24 protein-coding genes and 1 other RNA gene are annotated in these 24,041 nt (G+C 45.6%); 9 read left to right on the top strand and 16 right to left on the bottom strand.

What is annotated here, in order from left to right; genetic code table 11:
• Nucleotides 1-56: 56 nt before the first annotated feature.
• Nucleotides 57-374, top strand: coding sequence for a trp operon repressor (trpR, locus tag C9J01_RS27725; protein WP_107301296.1), 318 nt, complete (start codon nucleotides 57-59; stop codon nucleotides 372-374).
• Between the two features lie 112 nt (nucleotides 375-486).
• Here the strand turns inward: trpR and yjjX are convergent, their stop codons facing one another.
• From yjjX to C9J01_RS27705, 4 genes are all read right to left on the bottom strand, one after another.
• Entirely contained in the window at nucleotides 487-1,008 is a 522-nt protein-coding gene (gene yjjX, locus C9J01_RS27720) for an inosine/xanthosine triphosphatase (RefSeq protein WP_107301295.1), read from the bottom strand.
• A gap of 111 nt (nucleotides 1,009-1,119) precedes the next feature.
• Nucleotides 1,120-1,758, bottom strand: a complete 639-nt coding sequence (locus tag C9J01_RS27715) for a helix-turn-helix domain-containing protein (protein ID WP_107301308.1) — start codon at nucleotides 1,756-1,758, stop codon at nucleotides 1,120-1,122.
• Between the two features lie 513 nt (nucleotides 1,759-2,271).
• Nucleotides 2,272-3,378: a M20/M25/M40 family metallo-hydrolase gene (locus C9J01_RS27710; protein ID WP_107301294.1), complete on the bottom strand. Its 1,107-nt coding sequence runs from the start codon at nucleotides 3,376-3,378 to the stop codon at nucleotides 2,272-2,274.
• 229 nt (nucleotides 3,379-3,607) lie between these two features.
• The gene (locus C9J01_RS27705) at nucleotides 3,608-3,889 is read right to left on the bottom strand and encodes a hypothetical protein (protein ID WP_107301293.1); all 282 of its coding nucleotides are present in this window, start codon (nucleotides 3,887-3,889) and stop codon (nucleotides 3,608-3,610) included.
• A gap of 433 nt (nucleotides 3,890-4,322) precedes the next feature.
• Here C9J01_RS27705 and C9J01_RS27700 point away from each other — a divergent pair, with 433 nt between their 5' ends.
• The 3 genes from C9J01_RS27700 to C9J01_RS27690 all read left to right on the top strand — a co-directional run bounded on the left by C9J01_RS27700 (nucleotide 4,323) and on the right by C9J01_RS27690 (nucleotide 7,092).
• Nucleotides 4,323-5,486, top strand: a complete 1,164-nt coding sequence (locus tag C9J01_RS27700; RefSeq protein ID WP_107301292.1) for a threonine/serine exporter family protein — start codon at nucleotides 4,323-4,325, stop codon at nucleotides 5,484-5,486.
• A gap of 593 nt (nucleotides 5,487-6,079) precedes the next feature.
• A complete protein-coding gene (locus C9J01_RS27695) occupies nucleotides 6,080-6,442 on the top strand; it encodes a hypothetical protein (RefSeq protein WP_107301291.1) in 363 nt (120 codons plus the stop codon).
• A gap of 20 nt (nucleotides 6,443-6,462) precedes the next feature.
• Complete coding sequence (locus tag C9J01_RS27690) at nucleotides 6,463-7,092, top strand: hypothetical protein (RefSeq protein WP_107301290.1); 630 nt, start codon at nucleotides 6,463-6,465, stop codon at nucleotides 7,090-7,092.
• A gap of 20 nt (nucleotides 7,093-7,112) precedes the next feature.
• Here C9J01_RS27690 and C9J01_RS27685 read toward each other — a convergent pair whose 3' ends face one another.
• From C9J01_RS27685 to smpB, 9 genes are all read right to left on the bottom strand, one after another.
• A complete protein-coding gene (locus C9J01_RS27685; protein WP_107301289.1) occupies nucleotides 7,113-9,431 on the bottom strand; it encodes a DUF3987 domain-containing protein in 2,319 nt (772 codons plus the stop codon).
• Nucleotides 9,432-9,435: 4 nt separating this feature from the next.
• The gene (locus C9J01_RS30185) at nucleotides 9,436-9,669 is read right to left on the bottom strand and encodes a helix-turn-helix transcriptional regulator (RefSeq protein ID WP_107301288.1); all 234 of its coding nucleotides are present in this window, start codon (nucleotides 9,667-9,669) and stop codon (nucleotides 9,436-9,438) included.
• 48 nt (nucleotides 9,670-9,717) lie between these two features.
• Entirely contained in the window at nucleotides 9,718-10,062 is a 345-nt protein-coding gene (locus tag C9J01_RS27675; protein WP_107301287.1) for a hypothetical protein, read from the bottom strand.
• Nucleotides 10,063-10,466: 404 nt separating this feature from the next.
• On the bottom strand, nucleotides 10,467-11,567 hold the full coding sequence (locus tag C9J01_RS27670; RefSeq protein ID WP_107301286.1) for a phage portal protein: 1,101 nt from the start codon (nucleotides 11,565-11,567) through the stop codon (nucleotides 10,467-10,469).
• Nucleotides 11,564-11,986 (bottom strand): HK97 family phage prohead protease, encoded by a 423-nt coding sequence (locus C9J01_RS27665; protein WP_107301285.1) that lies wholly within the window; start codon nucleotides 11,984-11,986, stop codon nucleotides 11,564-11,566. The genes C9J01_RS27670 and C9J01_RS27665 overlap by 4 nt, the downstream gene beginning before the upstream one ends.
• 74 nt (nucleotides 11,987-12,060) lie before the next feature.
• The gene (locus tag C9J01_RS27660) at nucleotides 12,061-13,326 is read right to left on the bottom strand and encodes a phage major capsid protein (RefSeq protein WP_107301284.1); all 1,266 of its coding nucleotides are present in this window, start codon (nucleotides 13,324-13,326) and stop codon (nucleotides 12,061-12,063) included.
• Between the two features lie 338 nt (nucleotides 13,327-13,664).
• Entirely contained in the window at nucleotides 13,665-14,888 is a 1,224-nt protein-coding gene (locus C9J01_RS27655; protein ID WP_107301283.1) for an integrase domain-containing protein, read from the bottom strand.
• A gap of 581 nt (nucleotides 14,889-15,469) precedes the next feature.
• Nucleotides 15,470-15,839, bottom strand: a transfer-messenger RNA (tmRNA) gene (ssrA, locus tag C9J01_RS27650).
• Nucleotides 15,840-15,943: 104 nt separating this feature from the next.
• Complete coding sequence (gene smpB, locus C9J01_RS27645) at nucleotides 15,944-16,423, bottom strand: SsrA-binding protein SmpB (RefSeq protein ID WP_107301282.1); 480 nt, start codon at nucleotides 16,421-16,423, stop codon at nucleotides 15,944-15,946.
• Nucleotides 16,424-16,635: 212 nt separating this feature from the next.
• On the opposite strand from smpB, the gene C9J01_RS27640 reads away from it, so the two are divergent.
• On the top strand, nucleotides 16,636-17,070 hold the full coding sequence (locus C9J01_RS27640) for an SRPBCC family protein (protein WP_107301281.1): 435 nt from the start codon (nucleotides 16,636-16,638) through the stop codon (nucleotides 17,068-17,070).
• Nucleotides 17,060-17,380, top strand: a complete 321-nt coding sequence (locus C9J01_RS27635) for an RnfH family protein (protein ID WP_107301280.1) — start codon at nucleotides 17,060-17,062, stop codon at nucleotides 17,378-17,380. The genes C9J01_RS27640 and C9J01_RS27635 overlap by 11 nt, the downstream gene beginning before the upstream one ends.
• An 88-nt stretch (nucleotides 17,381-17,468) precedes the next feature.
• Here C9J01_RS27635 and bamE read toward each other — a convergent pair whose 3' ends face one another.
• The 3 genes from bamE to nadK all read right to left on the bottom strand — a co-directional run bounded on the left by bamE (nucleotide 17,469) and on the right by nadK (nucleotide 20,704).
• Nucleotides 17,469-17,825, bottom strand: a complete 357-nt coding sequence (gene bamE, locus C9J01_RS27630) for an outer membrane protein assembly factor BamE (protein WP_107301279.1) — start codon at nucleotides 17,823-17,825, stop codon at nucleotides 17,469-17,471.
• 139 nt (nucleotides 17,826-17,964) lie between these two features.
• Entirely contained in the window at nucleotides 17,965-19,632 is a 1,668-nt protein-coding gene (gene recN / locus C9J01_RS27625) for a DNA repair protein RecN (protein ID WP_107301278.1), read from the bottom strand.
• A gap of 181 nt (nucleotides 19,633-19,813) precedes the next feature.
• Nucleotides 19,814-20,704: an NAD(+) kinase gene (gene nadK / locus C9J01_RS27620; RefSeq protein WP_187461914.1), complete on the bottom strand. Its 891-nt coding sequence runs from the start codon at nucleotides 20,702-20,704 to the stop codon at nucleotides 19,814-19,816.
• A 181-nt stretch (nucleotides 20,705-20,885) separates the two neighbouring features.
• Between nadK and grpE the strand changes: the two genes are divergently transcribed.
• The 3 genes from grpE to C9J01_RS27605 form a co-directional block, all read left to right on the top strand.
• Nucleotides 20,886-21,509 carry a nucleotide exchange factor GrpE gene (grpE, locus tag C9J01_RS27615; RefSeq protein WP_107301276.1) on the top strand — a complete coding sequence of 208 codons (624 nt, stop codon included), beginning with the start codon at nucleotides 20,886-20,888 and terminating at the stop codon, nucleotides 21,507-21,509.
• A 210-nt stretch (nucleotides 21,510-21,719) separates the two neighbouring features.
• Nucleotides 21,720-23,642, top strand: a complete 1,923-nt coding sequence (gene dnaK, locus C9J01_RS27610) for a molecular chaperone DnaK (protein WP_107301275.1) — start codon at nucleotides 21,720-21,722, stop codon at nucleotides 23,640-23,642.
• 87 nt (nucleotides 23,643-23,729) lie between these two features.
• A partial coding sequence (locus tag C9J01_RS27605; RefSeq protein ID WP_158264603.1) for a DnaJ domain-containing protein occupies nucleotides 23,730-24,041 on the top strand: 312 nt, incomplete at its 3' end.

Raw genomic sequence — 24,041 nt, 5'->3', positions numbered from 1 at the left:
GGTGGTTAAAGGGATAGAATCAGTACTCGAGAACGAGTACATCAAATGAGGATGACATGTCGAATATTCAAGAAACCCCGGAATTTACCGAGTGGCAGCAGGTGATTGATATCTTGCGTCAGGCAACGACCGAGCACAAGGACGATACCTTGCTGAGGCTGCTATTGACGCCCGACGAAAGGTCGGTGTTATTGTCCCGAGTGAATATTCTGCATGAACTGCTTAACGGTGAGCGTAGCCAGCGCAAAATCAGTGAACTGCTTGGCGTGGGCGTGGCAACAATCACCCGTGGTTCGAATGAACTCAAGCATCATGACGAAGACACTAAGGCGTGGCTGTCTGCTCTGCTCAAAGAGCAAAGTCCAAACGCGTAATCACCGAAAGGACAGTTACTGAAAAGGCCCCTAGCGCTACTACAGCCTTGGGGCCTTTTGTTTTCTGCGAGATCCCTACACTTGCTTTGAAAGCATAGTGGTATCACTTAATTTATTTTGCGAACAATGTCGGATGGATAAACGGGATCAACGCCAAGATCAACGCTTGCTGGTATACCGAGCTGCGGCTTAACAGATGGTTGGTCAGCATCGCAATGGCACCGCCTTTCTGTTTGATATTGGTTTGGTTGAACATTTCATCCATCACATCGCCCAACTCTTCACCCTGATGTAATTTCTCCAGTGCTTGAGGAGGCAGTGGTAGCGAGGCTGAGCGGGCTTCTCCCCGGTTGTCACCACTTTCGATAACCATCCAGGCAAAGGTGAATAGGCCGTCAATACCGGCTTCAAGGCCCACGTAATAGTCTGCGTCAGGTGCAGCTTGGCGTGCATTGCTGACGCGGTTTCTTGCTCCCTGCAAGGTTTCATCGGCACACATTGGCTGGTCACGGACACCACTGTCGACACTGATCCCTTCGATAGAAAACTGGCTATCTGGGAAGGTGTGCTTGAACGCGTCTTCGACGGCAGAAATTTTGGCGGGATTGGTTGAGGCGACAATTATCTTGGGCATAGCAAACATCCATTATCTGAGTGCTTACTATTCTAATACTTGGCAGCGTGATGTCACGCCGCCATATCGTATTAAAGGTTGCTTTTCAGGAGCGGCATTCAAGCGCATGGATTAACGGTCGTAAGCCCAGTCTGATTGGATGATGTAGCCGTGGATCTGAAACTCATCATTGTTGACAAATAAGTTAGGGAAATCCGGCTGCGAGGTCGAAAATACCACCCCGTCTGCCAGTTGTGTCATGTGATAGAAATCGGGCTCGCTGCCGCGAACAGAGGCAAATACCGGTTGTTTAGGGCGGTAATTTGCTGTCTTTGTGGCAAGGGCGTAGCTACCTACTGGCGCGCACTGCGAGATATTTTCGTTATCAACCAGTAGCCCCAAGCAGTCTTCGCGCAGTAGGTGCTGTGGAATGGCGCGCTTGCTGATCACATCCACTGATGACCCACTACGAAAGGACGTGAAATCTTTGCGGTGGATAATTGGGATATAGGTGCTGGTGGTTCCTTGACCCTCGTTACTGTTGATTGTCGTAGTGGCTTGGGTGCCGGTATCAACCTGCCCAGTTAATAAGTAGCTGATTGAGGTGCTCAATGCTTCGGCAATTTTCTCAAGCTCACGGACTTCGATACCGTATTTACCTGATAGTTTACGGCTCATTGTACCTTGCTGGAGGTCAAGGGCTTCACCCAGTTGCTTTTGGCTGATCCCCTGGACTTTCGCTAATCGTTTGATTCTTTCTAAATATTCCATACTCACTAGCTTCCCGCTCAAATCTTGTTGATGCAAAAACGCATTCTTAAATGTCATATTGATTTTACTGCTAACAGCAAACGGGGGATCTGGCGGGTATAAAAAATGCGATTGGTTTCGTTGTGGGAATATCAGTTTTTTTTCAGATGTGCAAAAAAGGGAACAAAATTCGCAAAATAAAATAAGACTGATGGTGGGTTTGTTGAACCGAGATCACTTTTTGTGGGGTTTTACGGCAAGGGTTTACTGGCAGATATCGGTGTTTTTAGGTTGTTGTTTTAATTTTATGTTATTGAAAAATAAAGGTTTGGTTTCATTTTTAAATCGAGCATTAACAGGGTGGTAGGTATAATAAACCTACTGAATAAGGTTATGTATTGGGATTGTAAGTTGGCGTGGTTTAGTGAGTGGCGTTTGTTGAGGCGAAGATAGCTAGCGAGCATAAACAATATGGCTATAGGGTTATGCTTTTTAGGGATAAAGAGGAAGGCGAACCTTCCTCTTTGAAGGAGATTAGCGAGTTAGGTAGGTGTACAAGAATTTGGTGATCTCTACCATGTCATCAATTTTGATGAACTCTTCTGTCGTGTGTACCTTCGCCATGCCGGTAGACAGGTTCACAGTCTTTAGGCCTTTGCTGTTAAAGATGTTTGCATCGCTACCGCCGCCTGTTGGCTTGCACATAGGCTCAACGCCGTTGGCTTCGAAAGCGGCTTTAATTTTCTCAACGTGTGGGTCGTTATCGGCAATGCGGTAAGCGTTGTAAGCACGCTTTGAGGCAATGTTGATTTCTGCGCCGTGCTTTTCAGCTGCTGCTTCAAACGTGCTCACCATGTGATCGACCTGTGCTTGTAGCTTGTCGTCATCCAGTGAACGGGCTTCTGCTTCAATGAATAGCTCCGGCATTACGATGTTGGTCGCCTGGCCACCTTTCACCACACCGATGTTCGCTGTCGTTTCCTCGTCGATGCGAGATAGCTTCATGTTGGTGATGGCATCAGCCGCAACAGTCAGGGCGTTGATACCTTCTTCCGGTGCAAGACCAGCGTGGGCAGGTTTACCTGTAATGTTTACTTTCAGGTTCTGCTGGCCCGGTGCCGTGGTGATGATAGTACCGATCGGGCCGCCAGAATCGAATACGATACCGGTTAGTGACTCAACCTTGCTCATGTCGAAGTTCTGTGAGCCGTGCAGGCCCCCTTCTTCGTAAACAGTGAACGCCAGTTCAATCGTCTGGTGTTCTTGGCCATCAGCCTTGATGCAGCGAACTGCTTCCATGATAGCTGCGATACCTGATTTGTCGTCGCCACCTAGGATAGTATCGCCTTTCGAGCGGATGATACCGTCTTCGATGATAGGCTCGATGCCGTTACCAGGGGTCACGGTATCCATGTGGCAGCTAAGTAGGATAGTACCTTCTAGCTTGCCTTCTAGTTTGGCGTAAATGTTGAAGCCGTTGGAGATCTCAGCAGGAACAGGTAGCTTTTGTACATCAAAGCCCATTTCACCTAGCTGCTCGGCCAGCGCCTCGGCAATCGCTTTTTCGTTGCGCGACTCGCTGTCGATTTTAACCAGTTCAATAAAGTGTTGGACCAGGCGGTCCTGATTGATATTTGCCATTTAAAGCACCTCCGTAATGGCTGCTATATTACGTGAACTGACTGAACTAACCTTGATCTGTCCACGAATATCGTGGGGGTAATCACTATAAAACTTCAAATGTTAAGATGATTGTTCTGGCTTGTTGGGGAGTTGTGCGGTCAGGGTTGGGGAAGTGTGGGGGAGTCGTTAAGGATAAGGCTTCAAGTCGGCATATCTAAGATCTGAAGCCTGTCGCTAACCAAGAGGGTTACATCAGGGTCTCGTAAAACTCATCCATCAGGTTCTCCAGTACAAAGAGTTGTTCGGTCTCTTCTTCACTCAGTTCATCTTTGTCATAAAGCATGGCCATTTGGGCCTCGATAGCGGCAACTTCTTCCATCACCTTTACATTATGTTGCTCTAAGACTTCATCCAGTTCCTGCGCTTGTAGTGGGAAAATAGAGAAAGAGGTGGCAATAATAACCACTGCTGTAAAGAGCAGCGGCTTGATAGGCATTAGTGCCTTGATGGGTGTGATAGTGGATTTCATTGACCTGTCCATTGGCTTTTCTGTTATTGGAGATACAGCCTATGGAAGTGGTGGCACTATGACTATGATTTTGCTCAATGATTTAAAGTAGGTAATGAATGATTACAAATTAAAACCCACATTACATAGAGCGATTGGTGGGGCCCGTCAGAAAGTGATAAATGTGGCAATATTGCCAAGTTTTAGTGGAAGCTGATGTTTGCTTTGTTTTTTTACTTATTGAATAGTGAATTAAAGCCCTTTTGAAATGGCGTGATAACGCTTTTGTGAAATTGTTAGCATATAATTATCAATCACTTAAGTCTGTAAGTGTGATAAAAGTGATTGTCGGTAAATTAGTGTGGGTAGAATGCGATTTCTGAGACTATACTCACTCGTATCTGAGCCACATATTTGTTACCTTACTGCGTTTTTGACTCACTCTAATCTGGCTATGGCATCACAATATATAATCAATAAAGTGGTAGAAATTGGGGATACCTTGCATCGCTGTGGATGCCCGCCTTACAAGGTGGAAAAGTATACCCAGCACTATGCCCAAAAACATGGTGCGGATGTCATGGTGCAGGCTATGCCAACCTCGATCAATTACCAGTTCCTTGGTAAGAGGGATACCGTGGTCATGAAGCGCCACAAACCGGCCTCTATCAATCTTGCCTTGCTCGCCAACACCATCGATCGTATTCATCAACCCAGCAAAGAAAAAACAGCCAAAGATTTCCACTACCCCAAATGGGTCGTGGCACTGGCCAATATGGGAATCCCTCCAGCCTATCTGATGCTAGTTGGTAGCACCCTTGAGGCTGTGGGCTATGCCGCCATACTGGGGCTCATGGTGTGGTTGGTACAGTTGGTTTGCCATGGCCGCCGCGCTATTGCGGCTGAATTTATCGCGGCATTGCTAACCGGTTTATTTGTGGCATTCATTGTCAGCCTGGGTATCAATGTGCCTGTCTGGGCGCTATGTATCGCCTCCATAGTCTTGTTTGTGCCCGGGCTGTCGATAGCTAACTCTTTGGAGTGTTTGGCATTCAATGATTTGGTCTCTGGCACGGCTTTGCTTGGCCAGAGTATGCTGACCCTGCTCAAGCTGTTTATCGGGGTGATGATTGGCTTGAACATCGGCGAAGCATGGTGGGGGCCGGTGGATACCATTCCGTATACCAATGAAATCCCGCTATGGTTGCATGTGTTTGGCTTAGTGTTGATCTCTACCTCGATCGGGGTGATCTTCAATGCCCGTCCGCAAGATATTCTGCTCGGACTACCGGTTGCAGTATTGGGGATGTGGGGTCCGATGTACTTGGGCTTCGGTGGCGACTGGGTGGTAGGCACCTGGGTGACCACTGTGTTGATCACCCTGTATGGCACCAAAATAGCCAAACTGCTATACCTCACCGGTTCTATCTATATTGTGCAGGGGATCATCATTCTAGTCCCCGGTAGCCGGGTGCTGATCAGCGCCAGCCAATCCGTCTTCGAGCAATCTATCTTGCCTATTCCAAACATCGGCTTATCTGCCATCTTCATGTTCTCGGCGATTGTCGCCGGGCAGATCACCGCTTATTCGCTTTACTCGCCAAAGATTGATCGTTAGATCTGCTTCATTTCGCTCGGCTAACGTTTAAATCGCAGCCTTAATCAGCAAATACAAAAAGGGCGGTAATCTTTCGATTACCGCCCTTTCCAAACGTTTGGTGGGCTGGCGTCATCTGATTCAACTCCCGCCAAGCCTTGCTACAGCAGGGTTCTTTATTGCTAGCCAGAGTATGAGTAATACCATCGGTAATACTACGAGCAATCACCACTCAAGCGTGCTCAAAATATAACCAATAAAAATCAAAGAGATGGTAGATACCTACAACATCTACAACAATATATATATATTATTATTATATTGTACTTATATGCATGTATTTAAAGGGTTTTTCCTTTTTTTGCTTTGTTGTAGCCTGCCTACAACACACCTACAACACCTACAACACCTACAACACCATTTGAAATTAGATAAAATCAGATAGTTAAAAGTGTGAAAGTCTTCTTGGCTAGCTATTTTTCACGTTGTTATTGTTGTCAGGTATTTTTCATTAACCAGTTTAATGTGCTTTTTTTCAGCACATTAGCCCCATTAATGAAGGAAACATGTCCACATTAACGTGCTTAATGAAATATCCGGTTAGAAGGTGTGATATGACCCAAGAAGCGAAAGAGATACAAAGAATTTCAAAGTTCCATCGGGCAATTTGTTGTGTACTAGCCGTGGAAGGGGATAAGCAAGGCTGGCGTGATCTCTTTGAGATGCCATCGTACAAGTCCACTGAATGGCATAAGAGGTGCTTTATCGAGTTTCACACTGCCAATATTGGGTTGTGTCAGAATAATTTCCAGCGTTCATTAAGTCAGCTAATAGGTAGTGATTTTGTTCATAGCAGTGACGGTACATTAGATGGTACGCTTTCATTGTCCAAGGCAGGTAAAGCGATAGCAAACCAATACCTTAGACCCAAGATAGATTTTGAAAGTGATTTCTTTGAAGTTTATTGTGAGCGGTAAATTTTATATGGAGTGTGGTGGTGGCTGATATCGAATCAACAGGTGGGATAATTAGTTATCTTGTAGAGAACAACTTGATGGGGCCACTTGCCCAGCTAGCCGCTGCAATAGTAGCGGTTAGCGGTGTTTTGATCACTCAGCTATTTCTTCACAGACGTTCGGAAAGGGATATAGCTGCCAGATTTGAGGAACAAAAAAAACAGCATGAGAAAGAACGTGCTGATGACACTAGAAAGGAAAAACTTGAAAAGGCTGAACAGGTTTTTGAGCTTCTCCTTGATGTTAGAAATACATTCATCGATGTAAATCAAAAGATAAAAGAGTTAGGTGAGTGTACGATTGAAATGCGTGAATATATTGAAGGGCTAGAAATCATTAGCGAAGCGGAAACCAGCTCGATAGAAGCAAGGATGAGGATAACAATGCTCTGTCGTATGTATCTGCCAGAATGTGAAAAATCTTTAGTTCGTTATCTGATAGCAGATTCAGATTTTGCAGATGAACTTTGGCACATTCAAAACCCTGATGACGAAATTGTTGATAATCAAAAAGCATCAATGCAGTTAAGAAAAAAACATTGTCAATTGATGCTCGCACTTAATAATTTCCACGAAGAGTTATCAAAATTACCGCAAAAAACCGCCCACTAATGGGGCGGCTTTAAAGCAAGTTAGCTTGCTGGAACAATCTGGTGAACACCATTGCCATCTTTCACTTTGGCTAGCAATCCAGCACTTATCATTTCGTTGATCGCGTTCCTTATTGCGTCAGATTTGTTATTGAGTGATGAAAACGGCTCAACACGCCCTCGCGACTGGATTATCTGGCGTTCAGTCCTTTGGCTTTGACGGTCGAATACCTTCAGGATCGCGATATATTCAGCCTTCATACCTACAATGCCTTTTGCCTCAAGGATGTTGTATAGGTTTAACAGCAGCTCGTTAACGATTCCAATCGCAGCCTTTACAGTGTTCCCACCAATTAATACAGAATCGTCCTTTCCGCTAGCCAAGTGGAGTAGGGCAGCAATTTTCATGATCTGAATATCACACTTTGAAAATGCCCCTCGCAGTATGGCGTGGCTGTACTTCTGCCCATCTGCGAGTAGAGGTTCAACATTGTTTCGGTAGTCTGAAATACACTCCCAGCCAGACAAGCAAATTTGGAGGCGTTTAAGTTCAGAGATAGAGCTAGGGCTTAAAGCTGTGTTTAATGTTGCCATATCACCGACCAGGCTGGTGTATGCATCTAACAAAGCATGGTCTATTGAGTTAGATACCGAAAAGTCACGCTTACCAATATAGCTTGGTTCCGCAAGCATCAAAAAACGCTCTGCAATGCCTTGGCTGCCAGTTTTGTCCAGTATGGTGTTAATTGTTCCATCCTGTGCAAGTACCGTGATTGACCCCCAAGGCATACCAGCATAACCATCACGACTAGCACGCAGTGAGTTAACGTAATCAGTACCAGTAAAGGCAGATAGTAAAACATCATTGTCACCAGCCCCTTCATGGCTAGCACCGAGGACAGACGAAACTGCACCTTGTTCAGCACTGGCGATATTGAAAAAGCCGTTGTTTTTACGCAGTAGCCCATCTAATGATGCGCTTGTTGCGTTGGTTACGAACATAGTTAAAGGTTCATGCGTTCCTGTGTTTTCGTCCTGTTCTGCTTGTTCTTCAATGGCCTCATTAGCTTTGCATGTTGCCTTGTAGAACTCTTTTTGAACTGGTGTGCGGCTTGTCTTTATAACCCTGCTTTTCGCTGTTCCTGCTGGCTGCTCAGCTGCAACATACAGTCCTATCGATAGTGGTTCACCATCTTGATAGTCAACTGCATAGCAAGAGCTAGCTGCAGAAGAAAAGATAGCTAGCGTGCAAAGTGCAGTTGTCTGCTCAGGAAACTTAGCAGCATTAGCAATTGACTTCGCAAGCTTAAAAATCAGGTTTTCTTCATCATGCTTTGTTATGTCAACAACATATGAATTTGTATCATTGTCTAACTCTGAAATTACACAACGTTTTGTGTCCAAGTCGTGCTTTAACTCGGATTCTTTTTGTTCGAGCAATGAAATCATTTTTTCGCGTGTGTTATCATCACCATGCAGTTGATGGTAATCATTCCAATCACCGTATTGGTCTTGGTTAAAGTCTGGCATTAAAACAATACCGCCAGCAATTTCGGCTGCTTCACTAGCTTTGTTGTACCCTTTGCTATTCTTGTCGCGGTCCCCCAACCAAACAAGACAGCTAGACGGGTACATTTTTTTTATCTGGCTAGCGACTACTGGCAAGTTACCAGCATCAAAGGCAACAATCCCATCGCAACCCAGCAATAAACTTCCAGTTAGTACGGTAGCTAGACCCTCACCAATCACAACATATTTAATGTCATCCCCATTCTTGATTTGGCAAATTGATCCTTTCTTTTTGGTACCTTTTAAAAAGGCCTTTTCCCCTTTATTGTTGATAAGTTGGGCACCGACAAGGGTATCAAGGTTATCAGCACTATAAACTGGTAAGTACAAGCTACCACTTTCAAAGAGCATTCCTGCAATCATCGTCGTGCAGTTGCTAGCCAAGGTATGGAACCCGCTATCTATCCCTTTGCTTTTCAGATAGTCGCTTTCCCCCCAAACAACAGAGTTTGCAAGACGCTCTGCCTCTGCATTTGCTTGGTTACCATGTTGCTTAACCGTCAATGCTCCACTTGTTGTGTTTTGTCCCATAGCCTCAGAAACCATTTTTGCGGCTTCTGTGACACTGATATTTTTTGCATCCATAACAAGCGTTAGCCCATCACGACCTTTATCACAACCACGGCAATAGCTTGTCCCACGTCCATCTTGATCATCAAAGTGAAAGCGATCATCACCGCCACAGATAGGGCAAGGGCTATGTTTTCCTTGCGCAGGCACATCAATACCAACGCTGCTAAATATGCTTTGCCAGCGACCTCTAGCGGCAACAGAAACATCAGAAACAAACATCACTCTAGCCTCGACACTTAATTAAATGACTAACTAGCAGCTTGACTTCTTTCTCTGGCTTGCCAGATACCAAAGCAGAAATCACTTCTGATATCTCTTCTTCAATCCAACGTACAGAACGCCCGCCAATGCTAATTGGTGGCGGCAACAATCCGTTATTTATACGGTCGTAGAATGTTGTTTTCGATAGCCCGAATTTTTCTCTGGCTTCTTTTATTGTTATTAGTTTTATGCACATTGAAATATACCCCTCAAGTATATAAGTAGCCAACTTGGATTTTATTTTTTAATCTTCCAATAGCTCTGCTGCTAGCTCATCGCCATTCATTTTTAGAATGGTTAGCTCTAATTCATGCACCTTTCCTCGTAGTTCTTCATTTTTAACTCGATACTTTTCGGCTTCTTCTAGTAGTGAAATGATGATTTCGTCACGGGCAGCAAAGTTTCGTTGATTAGTACCTGTCACTGAATCAACGATTGCAGCACGCACAGCCTCTCGAGCAATTTCACTTAATGTCTTATCAAGTTTGCTGATCTTTTCAGCCCATGCGACAGGGGCTCGGAAGTTATATGTTTTGGTTTCGATGTCGGAGGTTACTTTACTAGTAATGGTTTTTTTAATCTTTTTCATGTGTATACCTTTGTATGTACAAGCTAATGTTAGCTTGTTGAAAATTAATATTGCAAGAGGTTTTGTGCGTGCGTTGTTTTGTTTGATCAAAAATTGATCGTTATTTTTTTTGCTATTTACTGGCTGTATAAATTCAACTTGAATACGTGTTTTTTATTCTTTTTAGGGATATTAAATGTGTCATTTGTGACCCAATAAAGTCTTATCAGTTTGTGTGAACATCCAGATTTAATTTAGATTTGTGATTCAAATTCTAACGAGATCACGCGAACTAAGCTGGATATGTTAAAAGACTGATCCAACCTTTTTATATATTCATGGAAATACACAAATTTAGGTCGCTGCTTGCTAGAATAAACCACCCCATCTTCGTGATTATTTCTAGCAAGCCAGCAATAACAACATTAGGCCCCTTTCGCTTCCAAAAGCGCCCGTATCCCTTCTATCTGCCTTACTTCATCCGGTGTCATAAAGCCTGCTCTGATAGCTGTCTCATAAGACTGGTAGCGTTCAGTCTGACTCATCCTTAGCATGCTGCTTGCATCGAATTGTATACAGCTGTCAGTGGGCAAGCCAAGTGATAGGCATAAGGCTGACTCAATCATTTGTAGTATTGGCCTCAACGTCTGGTCATGGAACGCCTTAGCCTGCTGTGTGCTGTTGGTGTAGGTACCATGCGTTAGGTCATTGATAAGCATGGGGGGGATATTGAATATTCGCCCGATAGCATCAACATTGAATAAGCGGTAGATACGGGCAAAGTCTTGCTGAACCATATCAACATCTAACACCTTAGCTTTCAGGCCGCTTTCAAGAACGAGGGTTTTACCACGCCTTTTAGGCCCTTTCAGCGCGTCTGTTAAATCACCTTTCAGTCTATCTAGTGCTTCGTAGTTACCCTTGAAGCTATCTTCTGTTTCCATGATGATACGCGGGTATGCGCCATTGTCTTGATAAGCTTTGGCATTAATCTCAATCCCAAGTGCCGTTTCAATGCATCGCCTGCACTGTTTAACAGGAGAACCTCCCATAATGCCGCCTGATGAGATATATCGGATATGGCATACCTCACTATCAAGTAAAACCCTTTGACCGCCTAAATCATTCGTTACACGGTATCTGTAACGGGCTCCAACACGCTCAACACTGACATAGTTATAGTTATGGGCATATAAGCCAATTAGCCGACCATTTGCGCCATACTGTTTTTCTATATAGCCATTTCCATTAATAAGCATTGAGCGAACCAAAATTAAAATAAACTCATAATAACTTTGCTGCTCGTTTGGCTTTTTTAATATCAAGTCGATATCTTTTGATAGTGAACAATATAGTGGCAATGCTGCTATAGATGATGAAATAACATGAATTGCCTGATTTACTGCTGGTATTGATTCGGGTGACTCAAGGTAATGATGAAATGGCGAAACATCAAAACTGCGTTCGCTATAACTATTACTCCGTTTTTCTTCCGGCTTAAATAATCCCTTAATAAATTTAATCATTGCACCACCTCAACATAAGTTGCGCTATATGCTGGTTTTGGAACAATTGATATTTCGCTGATTACTGCATGTTGAATTACCCTGTTTGGTGGCTCGGTTGTAAAGTCGAACCTATCAGCCAGCACCGTCATATTAAAACTAACACCTTTCAAATCACCACGCTGTATTAGTTCAGTTAGGTCATTTGCAAGTGTTGTATCTGGTAGCTCTATTTCAAAATAAAGCCCTTCCGGCTTTTCTGTTAGCTTTAAAGTACCGCTGCTTGTTCTGGCTAGCAGGTTTTCTTCTTTGTGGTAGTAAACAGCAAGAACATCACCGCTTTGTTGTAGGTCTATTGCACCTGACTCAATGGTTTCTATCCAGCCTATGTTCTCTGACTTTGAGAAGTAGGGGATCGCAATCCCCTGTAATCGTGCCATAAGTCCTCACTTTGTTTTAGGTGGTGAGGGCTGACGGTTGCCACGGTCATACACTTTTTTAGGTTGGTATTTCATCATGCAGCCTCCTCCTGGTCGGTTGGTTGATCCGGCTCTGGCGGAACTTCAGCTACAAAGTTGCGAATAGATACTAGCTTGATAGCCTCACCATTACGTAGGCCACTGCCAACATAGGTGCGGGTAGGGAATTTAACGTATTCAGGTTCGGTTACTTCGTCGCGGTTAATCTTAATCGGGTTGCTTGAATCAACGATTTGGTAGGCTTGATTTAAGTCACCATAGACGATCAGCATTTGATCTTTTGGCAAGAAGCTGTCGATGATATTTACTGGCTTGCCAAGTAATGTAAAGCCATCACCAGACTCTAGGTTGCCAATAAGAGGTCGGTCATTGGCATCAGAAACAATCCTGACGTTCTCCCAGCAAACGCTAGTCATGTACCACTCAGCATTAGGCTGGTACTTTGCTTTTAACTTTGTCTGTTGACTCATCAGCGCGCGCCATAGCACGCGATCAGTATTGATATATGATTTAATATTTGTTGCATCACCACCGCTGCTAGATATGCCCTGAATAACATCAGTTGCGTTTTCAGGCGTTATTTTATCCCATTCACCAGACCAGTAGATCGGATAAGTTAATAAGCCTTTAGGCTTGCCAACACCATCACCATACCAGAACGCATAATCCTCAACCTCTGAAAAACCTTCTGCAATTTTTTCTAGTAGCCACTGCTCAAGGTTAACAATATCTGATTGGTCGATAGTTTCCTCAGTTGTCTTTGGATAGGCCATTAGCTTATGCAATTTGTATTCGCGCTGCTTGATGCCAAGGTTGCTATTGTCTTTGTAGTTCTCAGCCTCACCAACAAAGCCAGCTGCCACAGAGCCAACACCTACAGTGTCTTTGTAACTCCAGCCTGAAACGCTTGTTACGTTGGCTTTCTGGCGCATTATGACTTGCTTGTTTACAGCCTCGATAATCTCATTGCTGTACGTGGTAGAACGGGCTAGCTCGGCACTGCCAGCGGTATCGCCAAGACCAAGGTAACGGTTTTCTGATTTCTTAACGAATAGGCCTAGTTCGCGCTTTTCACCGGTGCTGTTGGAAGGCACAGAAGTAGCTGGCATCGAGCGTAATTCATCCTCTGCTAGCTTTGTATTCTTATATTCAACATTCAAAACATCGTATTTTTCTTTTAATACTTTGTATTCGTCGCATTCAGATAGTGATCGTTTTTCCTCATTTGCCTTGCTTACTAATGAAGTCAATTCATCATGTGCAGCTTTAATTTCTGCACTAATTTTATGTGTATCTCTCATGGATATTTCCTTTTATATTTATTATGCGTAATAACAATGCATTATTACTCTTTAATAGTGTACTTTTCTGTTTTTTAAAGAGCGATATCAAGGCATATTCTTAACAGGCGATGGTGTTGATTGTTGTTTCGCAATAAATATTGTTATGTTCTTATGCTTGAAGTTGTTTTTAAACTTGGTGGTAAACTTTAACGACTTGAAAATATTATATTTGTGTGTTTTTTAAAAATACCGGATGCCTCTCACAGTATTTACATTTGTATATAATAAAAATAAACCGCCTAATTGGCGGTTATTTAATTTTCGCTGTTTGTTTAAGTGTGTTAGTAATATTTAGGCTAGCCAAGGCAAGTGCTATTTGAAGCTGCATCAATATAATCAGACCACCATTCCATTACTTTCTTTCTACGCTCTAAATAGTCCCCACGGTTATAAGCTCTCCTTACTTCATTTTTATCAAGATGAGCCAAAGCCTTCTCAATCAAATCTGGCTCGAATTCACCACTATCGTTGAGAGCTGTACTGGCGATAGACCTCAAGCCGTGCGCGACCAATACACCTTTATACTTGCCGCCATCCATGCGCTTTATTGCCATGTTTGCTGTTTGGGTGTTCGTATGTGTTTTAGGGTTTCTATCTGCTGGAAAAACATGTTCCCTGTGACCACTGACAGGCTTTATGCGTTCCAATATTTCAATGGCTTGATTGGTAAGTGGTACCGTGTGAGCGATTTTCTTTTTCATCCTTTCTGCTGGAATGTGCCAAAGGTTGTTTTCTAGGTCTAGTTCATTCCAAGTCATACAGGCAGCTTCGCCTGGTCTTGTCATGGTATGCATCTGCCACTCGATAAGACACCGTGTAACGATTTTTATGTTGGCATAACTTAGTGCCTTCATAAATTCAGGAAGGTTCTTTGGTTCGATGCTTGGCATGTTGTTTTTTTTAGGGGATTGAAACGCAGCCCTGATACCTGACAGCCTGTTGTGGTCTATGACGCCAGTGTTAACTGCAAAATCCATGATTTCATTCATACGCTGGCATACACGCTTAACTTGCTCAAGCGATCCTTTGCCCTCTAGTGGTTTTAATGCATCAATCATTATTGGTGCAGTCACATCATCAATACACATATCACCGACAGTAGGAAAGGCATGCATTTCTAGCGAACGCCAAATATCGTCGGCATAGTCAGCAGTGACGCTTTTTTTCTTCACCTCGAACCACTTTGCGGCAACATTCTTCATAATGCTGCTTTCTTTACGTTCTAGTGTTACGGCTACAGTCTCTCGTTGCTGCTTTGGGTCTATCCCCTTATCAATTAAAACCTTGGCTTCATCTTTACGCTTGCGAGCTTCAGCGAGCGTAACCGTTGGGTATATGCCAAAGCTTATCGTTGTTCGCTTCTTGTCATTTGGACGGTAGTAGTTGAGTTGCCATGACTTAGAACCATTAGGTTTTACCCGTAGCTGTAAACCGTCGCCATCTGATAGTAGATAAACCTTGTCCTTTGGTTTGGCTGCTTTTATCTGAGTGTTGGTAAGTGCGAATGTTTTTCTTGGCATGTTGTAACCCGTGCTGATCTTAATCGTAGTATTACTGGTCGTAGTATTACCGCAGCAGGATAGGTGAAATTATTAAATGTCAGCAAATTTATAAATATCGTTGTTCGATGGTGTTATTGATGTGGGTTATGTATTGGATGGCACTAGAAAATGATGTGTTGTAGGTGTGTTGTATAGAGTTACAACACGCTCAGCCCAGTAATGACGCGGGTTTGAGAGTTGGTGTTGTAGATGTTGTAGGTGTTGTAGAAATCGCGATTCCACGCAACTAAAATGGTGGAGTTTTGAGCAGGCTGTTCGGTTTGTGAGCTTTGGCTGTTTTTGAGTGATTGTTGACCTGTTTTTTAGGCTAGCCAGAAAAGAGGCTCATTCATTAAATCTATGGTTCGAATGATCAAGAACTGGACTTGCATCACGTAGTATTACCAATCTTCGACTGATAAATGCGGTAATACCACGAGTAATACTACAGTGAAGGGGCATAGCCGGACTAAACCGAACCTTACAGGTATTAAAAAAGCCCGAAACACTTGATTAATCAGGCGTTTCGGGCTTTCTATGGTTCGAACCGAACCCACATGTGGTGGAGCTGGCGGGAGTTGAACCCGCGTCCAAAATCAGTCTAACAGATGGCGCTACATGCTTAGTCTTTCTATATTCTCGTAAGAGCACTGCGGAAAGACACGCCATGCCAATACATACCAGAATTCTATTTCGCGGTTCACCTCTCTGGTCGAAAGTTCCCTCGCTATCTTGTTTGGGTTTGAACCCCTGTTGGTCCCCGTCTTACAAGCGGAAGCTAGGGCAGGAGCGCTCTTAGCAGGTTATTAAGCTGCTAGTGCGTAGTTTTCGTCGTTTGCGACTATTTTTTTGCGGCTTTTTTACGAGGCCAACCGCACCTCGGCATGCTCCACAAGCCTTCGTGATCCTGTCGAATCCTAAATCAGCCCCAGAGTTAAGGCGATGGTAACAGAATTTCACCTAGCGTCAATACAATTCCCTGCCAGTGCGATTCTTATGGATGAAAATCCATCAACTCTCTGGCGGGAAAGGGATTAACGTAGGCTGCTCTTCATGATACGCGCCTTGTCACGTGCCCAGTCTTTGTCTTTCTTGTCGGCACGTTTGTCGTGTAGTTTCTTACCTTTCGCCGTACCTACTTTTAGTTTAACCCATGAACCCTTCCAGTACATGGAAAGGGCGACGATAGTCTCGCCATCACGGTTAACTGCACCGAGCAACTTGTCGATCTCACGGCGGTTCAACAGTAGCTTACGGGTACGGGTAGGGTCGGCCACTACGTGGGTCGATGCGGCGTTCAGCGGGGTGATCTGTACACCCGAGATGAAAGCTTCGCCGTTACGCAGGAACACGTAGCTTTCTGAAATGTTTACCTTGCCAGAGCGGATAGCCTTTACTTCCCAACCCTGGAGTTCCATGCCGGCTTCGTACTCGTCGCTGATAGCGAACTCGAAGCGGGCGCTTTTGTTCTTGGCAATAGTATTGCTATTTTGCTTTGGTTTTTTCTTGGCCATAAATACTCTTAAATGTTGCTGTCCCAGCGGCGAAAAAGCCTAGCTGGTCGAAAGTGTCTATTTATAAATCAATGAGATGAAGTCAATAAACACGCTTATTTTGGCTGTTAGCCCAGTAATGGTATCATTGGGTTTGTCCTTGTCATAGGGTTTCACCTGCAATGTGCACAAATCCTAGGACAGGCGGCACGTTTTAACCGTAAGGAGAAGCTATGCCTCAGATCAGCCGTTCTGCACTAGTCCCATTTAGTGCAAAACAAATGTTTGAACTTGTTAACGATGTTGAATCATACCCAGCATTCCTGCCGGGCTGCTCTGGTACCAAAATTTTAGAAAGCTCCGAACAGCATATGATGGCTGCGGTTGATGTGTCTAAGGCCGGTATCAAGAAAACATTTGTGACACGCAATGAACTGACTGACGGAAGTGTGATTGCCATGCAGCTGGTTGATGGCCCGTTCAGCCGCTTGGTTGGTGGTTGGCACTTCACCGAGCTTGATGCTGAAGCGTGCAAGGTTGAACTCAAGCTGGACTTTGAATTTACCAATGGTTTGGTCGAAGCGGCGTTTGGTAAGGTATTCCGCGACCTGACTAATAATATGGTATCTGCCTTTACCCAGCGTGCGCGAGAAATTTATGACTTCTGAAGAAAAGCTGATCCACGTTGAGGTGGTCTACGCATTGCCTGATGTACAGAAAGTGATCCGCGTGACAGTGACACCGGATATGCAGGTGCAGCAGATCATCGAGCAATCTGGCGTATTGGCATTGTACCCAGAGATAGATCTGAAAAAGAACAAGGTCGGGATCTACAGCCGCAATGTAAAGCTAGACGCTACGGTTCATGACGGCGACCGAATTGAGATTTACCGCCCGCTATTGGCTGATCCGAAAGAAATCCGCCGCAAGCGTGCCGAACAAGCCAAGCAAGAGGCTCTGGCTGCCAAGGGCGAATAAGATCCTGCCGGTGATTAAGCCGGACAAATGAAAAAGCTCGCCATCGGCGAGCTTTTTGCTTTCTGGTAACCAGTAATGCAAAGCAACCTTAGTTGAATTGCTCCATGAACTGAGGGCTTTTCTCGTAGTCCCCTTCAAGGCTGGTTAGCTGATTCTGGGCATTGAACTTCAGGATCAGGTTTTTCTGTTGTGGCTCATCATGACCCGGCTTGTGATAGTACACGTAGTACCAGGTATCCGGGTACTCAGGTTCTACCAGCATCGGCGAGCCAAGGACAAACTGTACCTGCTCTTTGTTCATTCCGTATCGAAGGGTGTCGATATCCTTCTGCTCCAGGTAGTTACCCTGGTTAATATCAATTCGGTAAACCAGTCGTTCAACGACTGAACAGCCACCCAATAAACTGACCGCCAAAGTAACGGCAGCAAGGTTCTTCCAACTCATAGCATCCCGGCAAGTTCGCTTTATTCTGCAGCGATGATAAACAACACCCGAGCAGAAGTAAAAAAGCAGTAAAGAAAAAAACTGTAATTGAGACTACAGTACAACCATTTAGTTGCACTGCCCATTAAGTTTATTCTATTTATGCCGCAACAAGCAGTTCTTTTGCGTTGGCCAGTGTTCGTTCGGTGATTTCACTACCGCCTAGTAGGCGCGCCAACTCGTTGACTCGGGCTTCTTGCGTCAGCGGGAACATATTGGTTTCAGTCTGGCCTGCGCTGGATTTCTTGGCTACAAACATTTGCTGGTGGCCACAACCGGCTACCTGTGGCAAGTGAGTGACACACATTACCTGGGTTGATTCACCTAGGGTGCGTAGCATCTTGCCGACAATTGCTGCTGTTGGTCCACTGATACCCACATCGACTTCATCGAAAATCAGGCTAGGGGTTTCGACTTTCTGTGCCGTGATCACCTGAATAGCCAGCGAGATACGTGACAGCTCACCACCGGATGCCACTTTGCCTAGCGGCTGCAATGGCTGGCCTGGGTTGGTCGAGACCAAGAAGGTAATGGTGTCGAAACCCAGCGGGCTGAGCATCCCTTCGGCATCGCTCTGAACATCAATCTTGAACACGCCGTTTTCCATACTGAGTTGGTGCATGCTGTCGGAGATCTTCTTGTCGAGCTCCTTGGCATAGCGTTGGCGACTCTTACTTAGCTTCTCGGCACTTGCCAGGAATTTCTGACGCAGGTTTTCGACGTTCTCCGCAATCTCTTCCAGCCGCTCATCGCTACAATCAAGGTTCTCGAGCTCTTTGAGGAGTTCTTGATGCTTGCTGTATAGGTCTTCCGGCATTACATAGTGCTTGCGGGCAAGCGACATGATCTTGGCCAGACGTTCTTCTAGGTACATTAAACGTTGTGGGTCCATATCCATGTTATCAAGGTAGCTGCGCAGCTCCTGGCTCGCTTCCTGTACCTGAATAATGGCTTCTTCCAGCATTTGCGGGATTGCGCTCAGGTTTGCATCGATTTCGCCAAGGTTGGCGACTTCATGGCATGCAGACTGCAGCATGTTGAGAGCGTTGCAATCTTCGTTGTCATAAAGCATCGACAGAGCATTTTGGCTCGATACTGCCAGTTCGCCGCTATTGGATAGGCGTTTGTGCTCTTCTTCGATCTCGGCATACTCGTCTTCGGCAAGTGCCAGCTCGTTGAGCTCTTTGACTTGATACTGGATCAATTGCTTCTGCGCTTCGTTCTCTTCGCGATTCTGAACCAAGCGCTTGTATTCGTTGTTGGCCTGTCGCCAACGCTGATAGTGGTTGCGCGTTTTTTCCATCAACTGGTGGTGGCCGGCGTATTGATCCAGCATTTGTTGCTGGTAGTCAGGGCGCATCAGTTGCTGGTGGGCATGCTGGCCGTGGATGTTGATCAGCAGTTGACCCAGCGCTTTTTGCTGTGAAGCAGGCACCGGACTGCCGTTGATGAAGCCTCGTGAACGCCCTTCTTTGGTGATGACGCGGCGCAATATACACTCGTCACCATCAATCAATTCGTTATCTTCCAACCAACGGCGGGCAGCTTGGTTGTTGAGTAATGAAAAGGCAGCAGAGATCTCTGCTTTGTCTTCATTCGGGCGAACCATGCAAGCTTCGGCGCGATCACCCAAACACAAGCCAAGTGCATCGATGGCAATGGACTTACCTGCACCCGTTTCACCGGTAATTGTGGTCATTCCCGGTTTAAGTTCAAATTCAAGGTTTTTGACAATAGCAAAGTTTGAGATCGTCATATGAGCCAGCATGTGTTCACCTGTTTAAATCAACACCTGTTTTTTCATACAGTATATACTGTATCTACATACAGTAAAGTACTGTTGATGAAATTTTTCAAACAAAGCTTGATTTAGGTTAACGTTATGAAAATTGGCAATAAAAAAGCCAACCCTTAGGGCTGGCTCCGATAGAGGCTAAATTAGGGGTTGTCTAGAACAACCGACTTGACCAGCCCAGCTTTCCGCGCAGGACTTCGTAATAGCTGTAATTCTTAGGGTGGATCAGCCTTAGGGTTTCAGGACTCTGGTAGATATGGATCTCATCGCCCGGGCTGACTGGCAGTGATACCTGACCGTCGCAACTGACTTCCAGTGTACTGCCGTTGGTTGGTGAAACCATCAGTTTGATCCGGCTGTTGCCGTCGACCACTAACGGACGGCAAGACAGCGTATGCGGGAACATCGGCACCAGGGAGATTGCATTGAGTTCCGATGACAGGATAGGGCCGCCACCGGATAGGGAATAAGCGGTTGAGCCTGTTGGCGTTGAAATAATCAGGCCGTCCGAGCGCTGCGAGAAAGCGAATGTATCATCGATATAGACCTCGAACTCAATCATATGGGCGATTTTATCCGGGTGGAGCACGGCTTCGTTTAGCGCGGCATTGCGGCTTTTGATCATGCCATGGCGGTGAACCTCTGCTTCGAGCAGGAAGCGTTTCTCGACCACGTATTCGCCGTTGAGTACCTGTTCTAGTTCGTCCTCGAAGGCATCGGGATCAAGGTCGGTCAGAAAGCCAAGACTACCACGGTTAACACCAATCACTGCAATGTCGAAGCGGGACAGTACCCTTGCCGCACCCAGCATATTGCCGTCACCGCCAACCACGATTGCCAAATTGGCCTTGTCGCCAATGGTCAACAAATCACAAAAAGCCGCTTTGGGTAATGACAGATCATTGGCCAAGCGGTGGTCAACAAGTACGTCATAGCCTTTTTCGACCAGCCACTTGTAGAGGCTCATATGGGTCTGTAGGGCTTCGGGGTTACGGGGTTTGCCAATTATCGCGATAGTTTGGAAAACGCGTGTCATGTCCATGATCCGACAAATAAAGAGAGAACCAGTATAGCGTCAGGATTAGACACTTGTCGCGCATTGTGAGCGATATCGGCTTGAATCATTGAACTTCATCCCCATAATATGCGCATATACAAGTTTTTTGGATAGAGCAGATTATTCTATCCTCCATTGAATACCATGATCTTGGCGGAGAAGCGAAAGCATGAGCAACGAAGAGAAAAAAGTACAGGACGAACAGCTACAGCAAGAGCAAACTGTTGAAGCGGTTGAAACTGAATCTGCTGAGGAAGAAGTGGTTGAAATGACCCTTGAAGAGCAGCAGGCAGCCCGTATCGCTGAGCTTGAAGCTGCTTTGCTAACTAGCGAAGCCAAAGTACGCGAGCAGCAAGACAGCGTTCTGCGCGCCCGTGCTGACGTAGAAAACATGCGTCGCCGCAGCGAGCAGGAAGTAGACAAGGCACGTAAGTTTGCTCTGAATAAGTTTGCTGAAGAGCTGCTGCCGGTTATCGATAACATGGAACGTGCTATCGAAATGGCAGACAAGAACGATGAAGCAATCAAACCAATGGTAGAAGGTGTTGACCTAACCCTGAAGACCATGATGGGCACGGTTGAGAAGTTCGGCCTTAAGCAGCTAAACCCAATCGGTGAAGCGTTCAACCCAGAATTCCACCAGGCGATGTCTATCCAGGAAAGTGCCGAGCACGAGCCGAACACCGTGATGTTGGTGATGCAAAAAGGCTACGAGCTAAATGGCCGTGTGGTTCGCCCAGCGATGGTAATGGTGTCTAAGGCTGCGGCTGGCAACATCGATACCCAAGCTTAAGCGGGACGTTGACTGAAACAAGCCCGCTTCGAGCGGGCTTTTTTAATTTTTTTTAATTTTTTTTCGATGTCACCCTTGAAAACAATTTGGCTGCCCTTATCTAGTAGTCATACGACATCGTAAATCAATTTCTGCGGGTGAAACCGCGTTGTCAGCGGCGTTATGGTAACGGGCTGGCAAGTAAGCTAAATGAATTTCGGAGAGAGCCTGATGGGTAAAATCATTGGTATTGACTTGGGTACAACTAACTCTTGTGTAGCAGTACTTGATGGTGACAAGCCACGTGTAATTGAAAATGCTGAGGGTGAGCGCACAACGGCATCTGTGATCGCTTACACCCAAGACGGTGAAACTCTAGTTGGTCAGCCAGCTAAGCGTCAGGCGGTTACAAACCCTGAAAACACGCTATTCGCAATCAAGCGTCTAATTGGTCGTCGCTTTGAAGACGAAGAAGTACAGCGCGACATCGAAATCATGCCTTTCAAAATTGTTAAGGCTGACAACGGTGATGCTTGGGTAGAAGCAAAAGGCCAGAAAATGGCTGCTCCTCAGGTTTCTGCTGAAGTACTTAAGAAAATGAAGAAAACTGCTGAAGACTTCCTAGGTGAGGAAGTAACGGGCGCAGTTATCACAGTTCCAGCATACTTCAACGATGCACAGCGCCAGGCAACTAAAGATGCCGGCCGTATCGCAGGTCTTGAAGTTAAGCGTATCATCAACGAACCAACAGCTGCTGCTCTAGCTTACGGCCTAGACAAGCAGGGCGGTGACCGCACTATCGCGGTTTACGACCTTGGTGGTGGTACTTTCGATATCTCTATCATCGAAATCGACGAAGTTGAAGGCGAGAAGACGTTTGAAGTTCTTTCTACTAACGGTGACACGCACCTAGGTGGTGAAGACTTCGATAACCGCATGATCAACTACTTGGTTGACGAGTTCAAGAAAGAGCAAGGTATCGATCTTAAGAACGATCCGCTAGCGATGCAGCGTGTTAAAGAAGCTGCTGAAAAAGCGAAAATCGAACTATCTTCTGCACAGCAGACTGACGTAAACCTACCTTACGTGACTGCAGATGCGACTGGTCCTAAGCACATGAACATCAAAGTGACTCGTGCGAAACTAGAATCTCTAGTTGAAGACCTAGTACAGCGCTCTCTAGAGCCACTAAAAGTTGCTCTAGCGGATGCAGACCTATCTGTAGGCGACATCACTGACGTTATCCTGGTTGGTGGTCAGACTCGTATGCCTATGGTTCAGGCGAAGGTTTCTGAGTTCTTCGGCAAAGAGCCACGTAAAGACGTGAACCCAGACGAAGCCGTAGCGGTTGGTGCTTGTGTTCAGGGCGGTGTTCTTGCTGGTGACGTTAAAGACGTTCTTCTACTAGACGTTACTCCACTATCTCTTGGTATCGAAACCATGGGTGGCGTAATGACTAAGCTAATCGAGAAAAACACCACTATCCCTACTAAGGCGAACCAGGTGTTCTCAACAGCTGAAGACAACCAGAGCGCGGTAACTATCCACGTTCTACAGGGTGAGCGTAAGCAAGCGGGCTACAACAAGTCTCTTGGTCAGTTCAACCTAGAAGGTATCAACGCTGCACCTCGCGGTATGCCTCAAATCGAAGTAACTTTCGACCTTGATGCCGACGGTATCCTGCACGTATCTGCAAAAGATAAGAGCACAGGTAAAGAGCAGAAGATCACTATCCAGGCATCTGGCGGTCTGAGCGACGAAGATATCGAGAAAATGGTTCAAGAAGCAGAAGCTAACAAAGAAGCGGACAAGAAGTTCGAAGAGTTGGTAACTGCACGTAACCAAGCTGACCAGCTAGTTCACGGTACTCGCAAGCAGATTGAAGAAGCAGGCGATGCTCTTCCTGCGGAAGACAAAGCGACTATCGAAGCGGCTGTAAACGAGCTTGAAGAAGCACGTAAAGGCGAAGACAAAGAAGCGATCGACGCTAAAGTTCAGGCGCTAATCGCAGCTTCTCAGAAGCTAATGGAAATCGCTCAGCAGCAAGCGCAAGCACAGCAGGCACAAGCTGGTGGCGAACAACCACAGCAAGAGCAGCAAGACGACAACGTAGTTGACGCTGAGTTCGAAGAAGTTAAAGACGACAAGAAATAAGATAGTTAATTCTTATTCTTAGTTGAGCGCGGGCGTTGGAGTTTACTCTTGCGCCCGTAGCTGTATTAAGGCAGGTGACAGATAAGTATGTCAAAACGAGATTTTTACGAAGTTCTGGGCGTAAGTCGTGATGCGTCAGAGCGTGATATCAAAAAGGCTTACAAGCGCCTTGCAATGAAGTTCCACCCTGACCGTAACCAGGGTGACGAGCAGGCGGCTGAGAAATTCAAAGAAGTTAAGACTGCATACGAAATCCTAACGGATCCTCAGAAGAAAGCAGCTTACGACCAGTATGGCCATGCAGCCTTTGAGCAAGGCGGTATGGGCGGTGGCGGCGGCTTCGGCGGCGGTGCTGACTTCGGTGACATTTTCGGTGATGTGTTTGGTGACATCTTCGGT

It is taken from the genome of Photobacterium rosenbergii (assembly GCF_003026455.1).
Lineage (GTDB): Bacteria > Pseudomonadota > Gammaproteobacteria > Enterobacterales > Vibrionaceae > Photobacterium > Photobacterium rosenbergii.
This window is presented reverse-complemented; position numbering and strand designations above follow the sequence as displayed.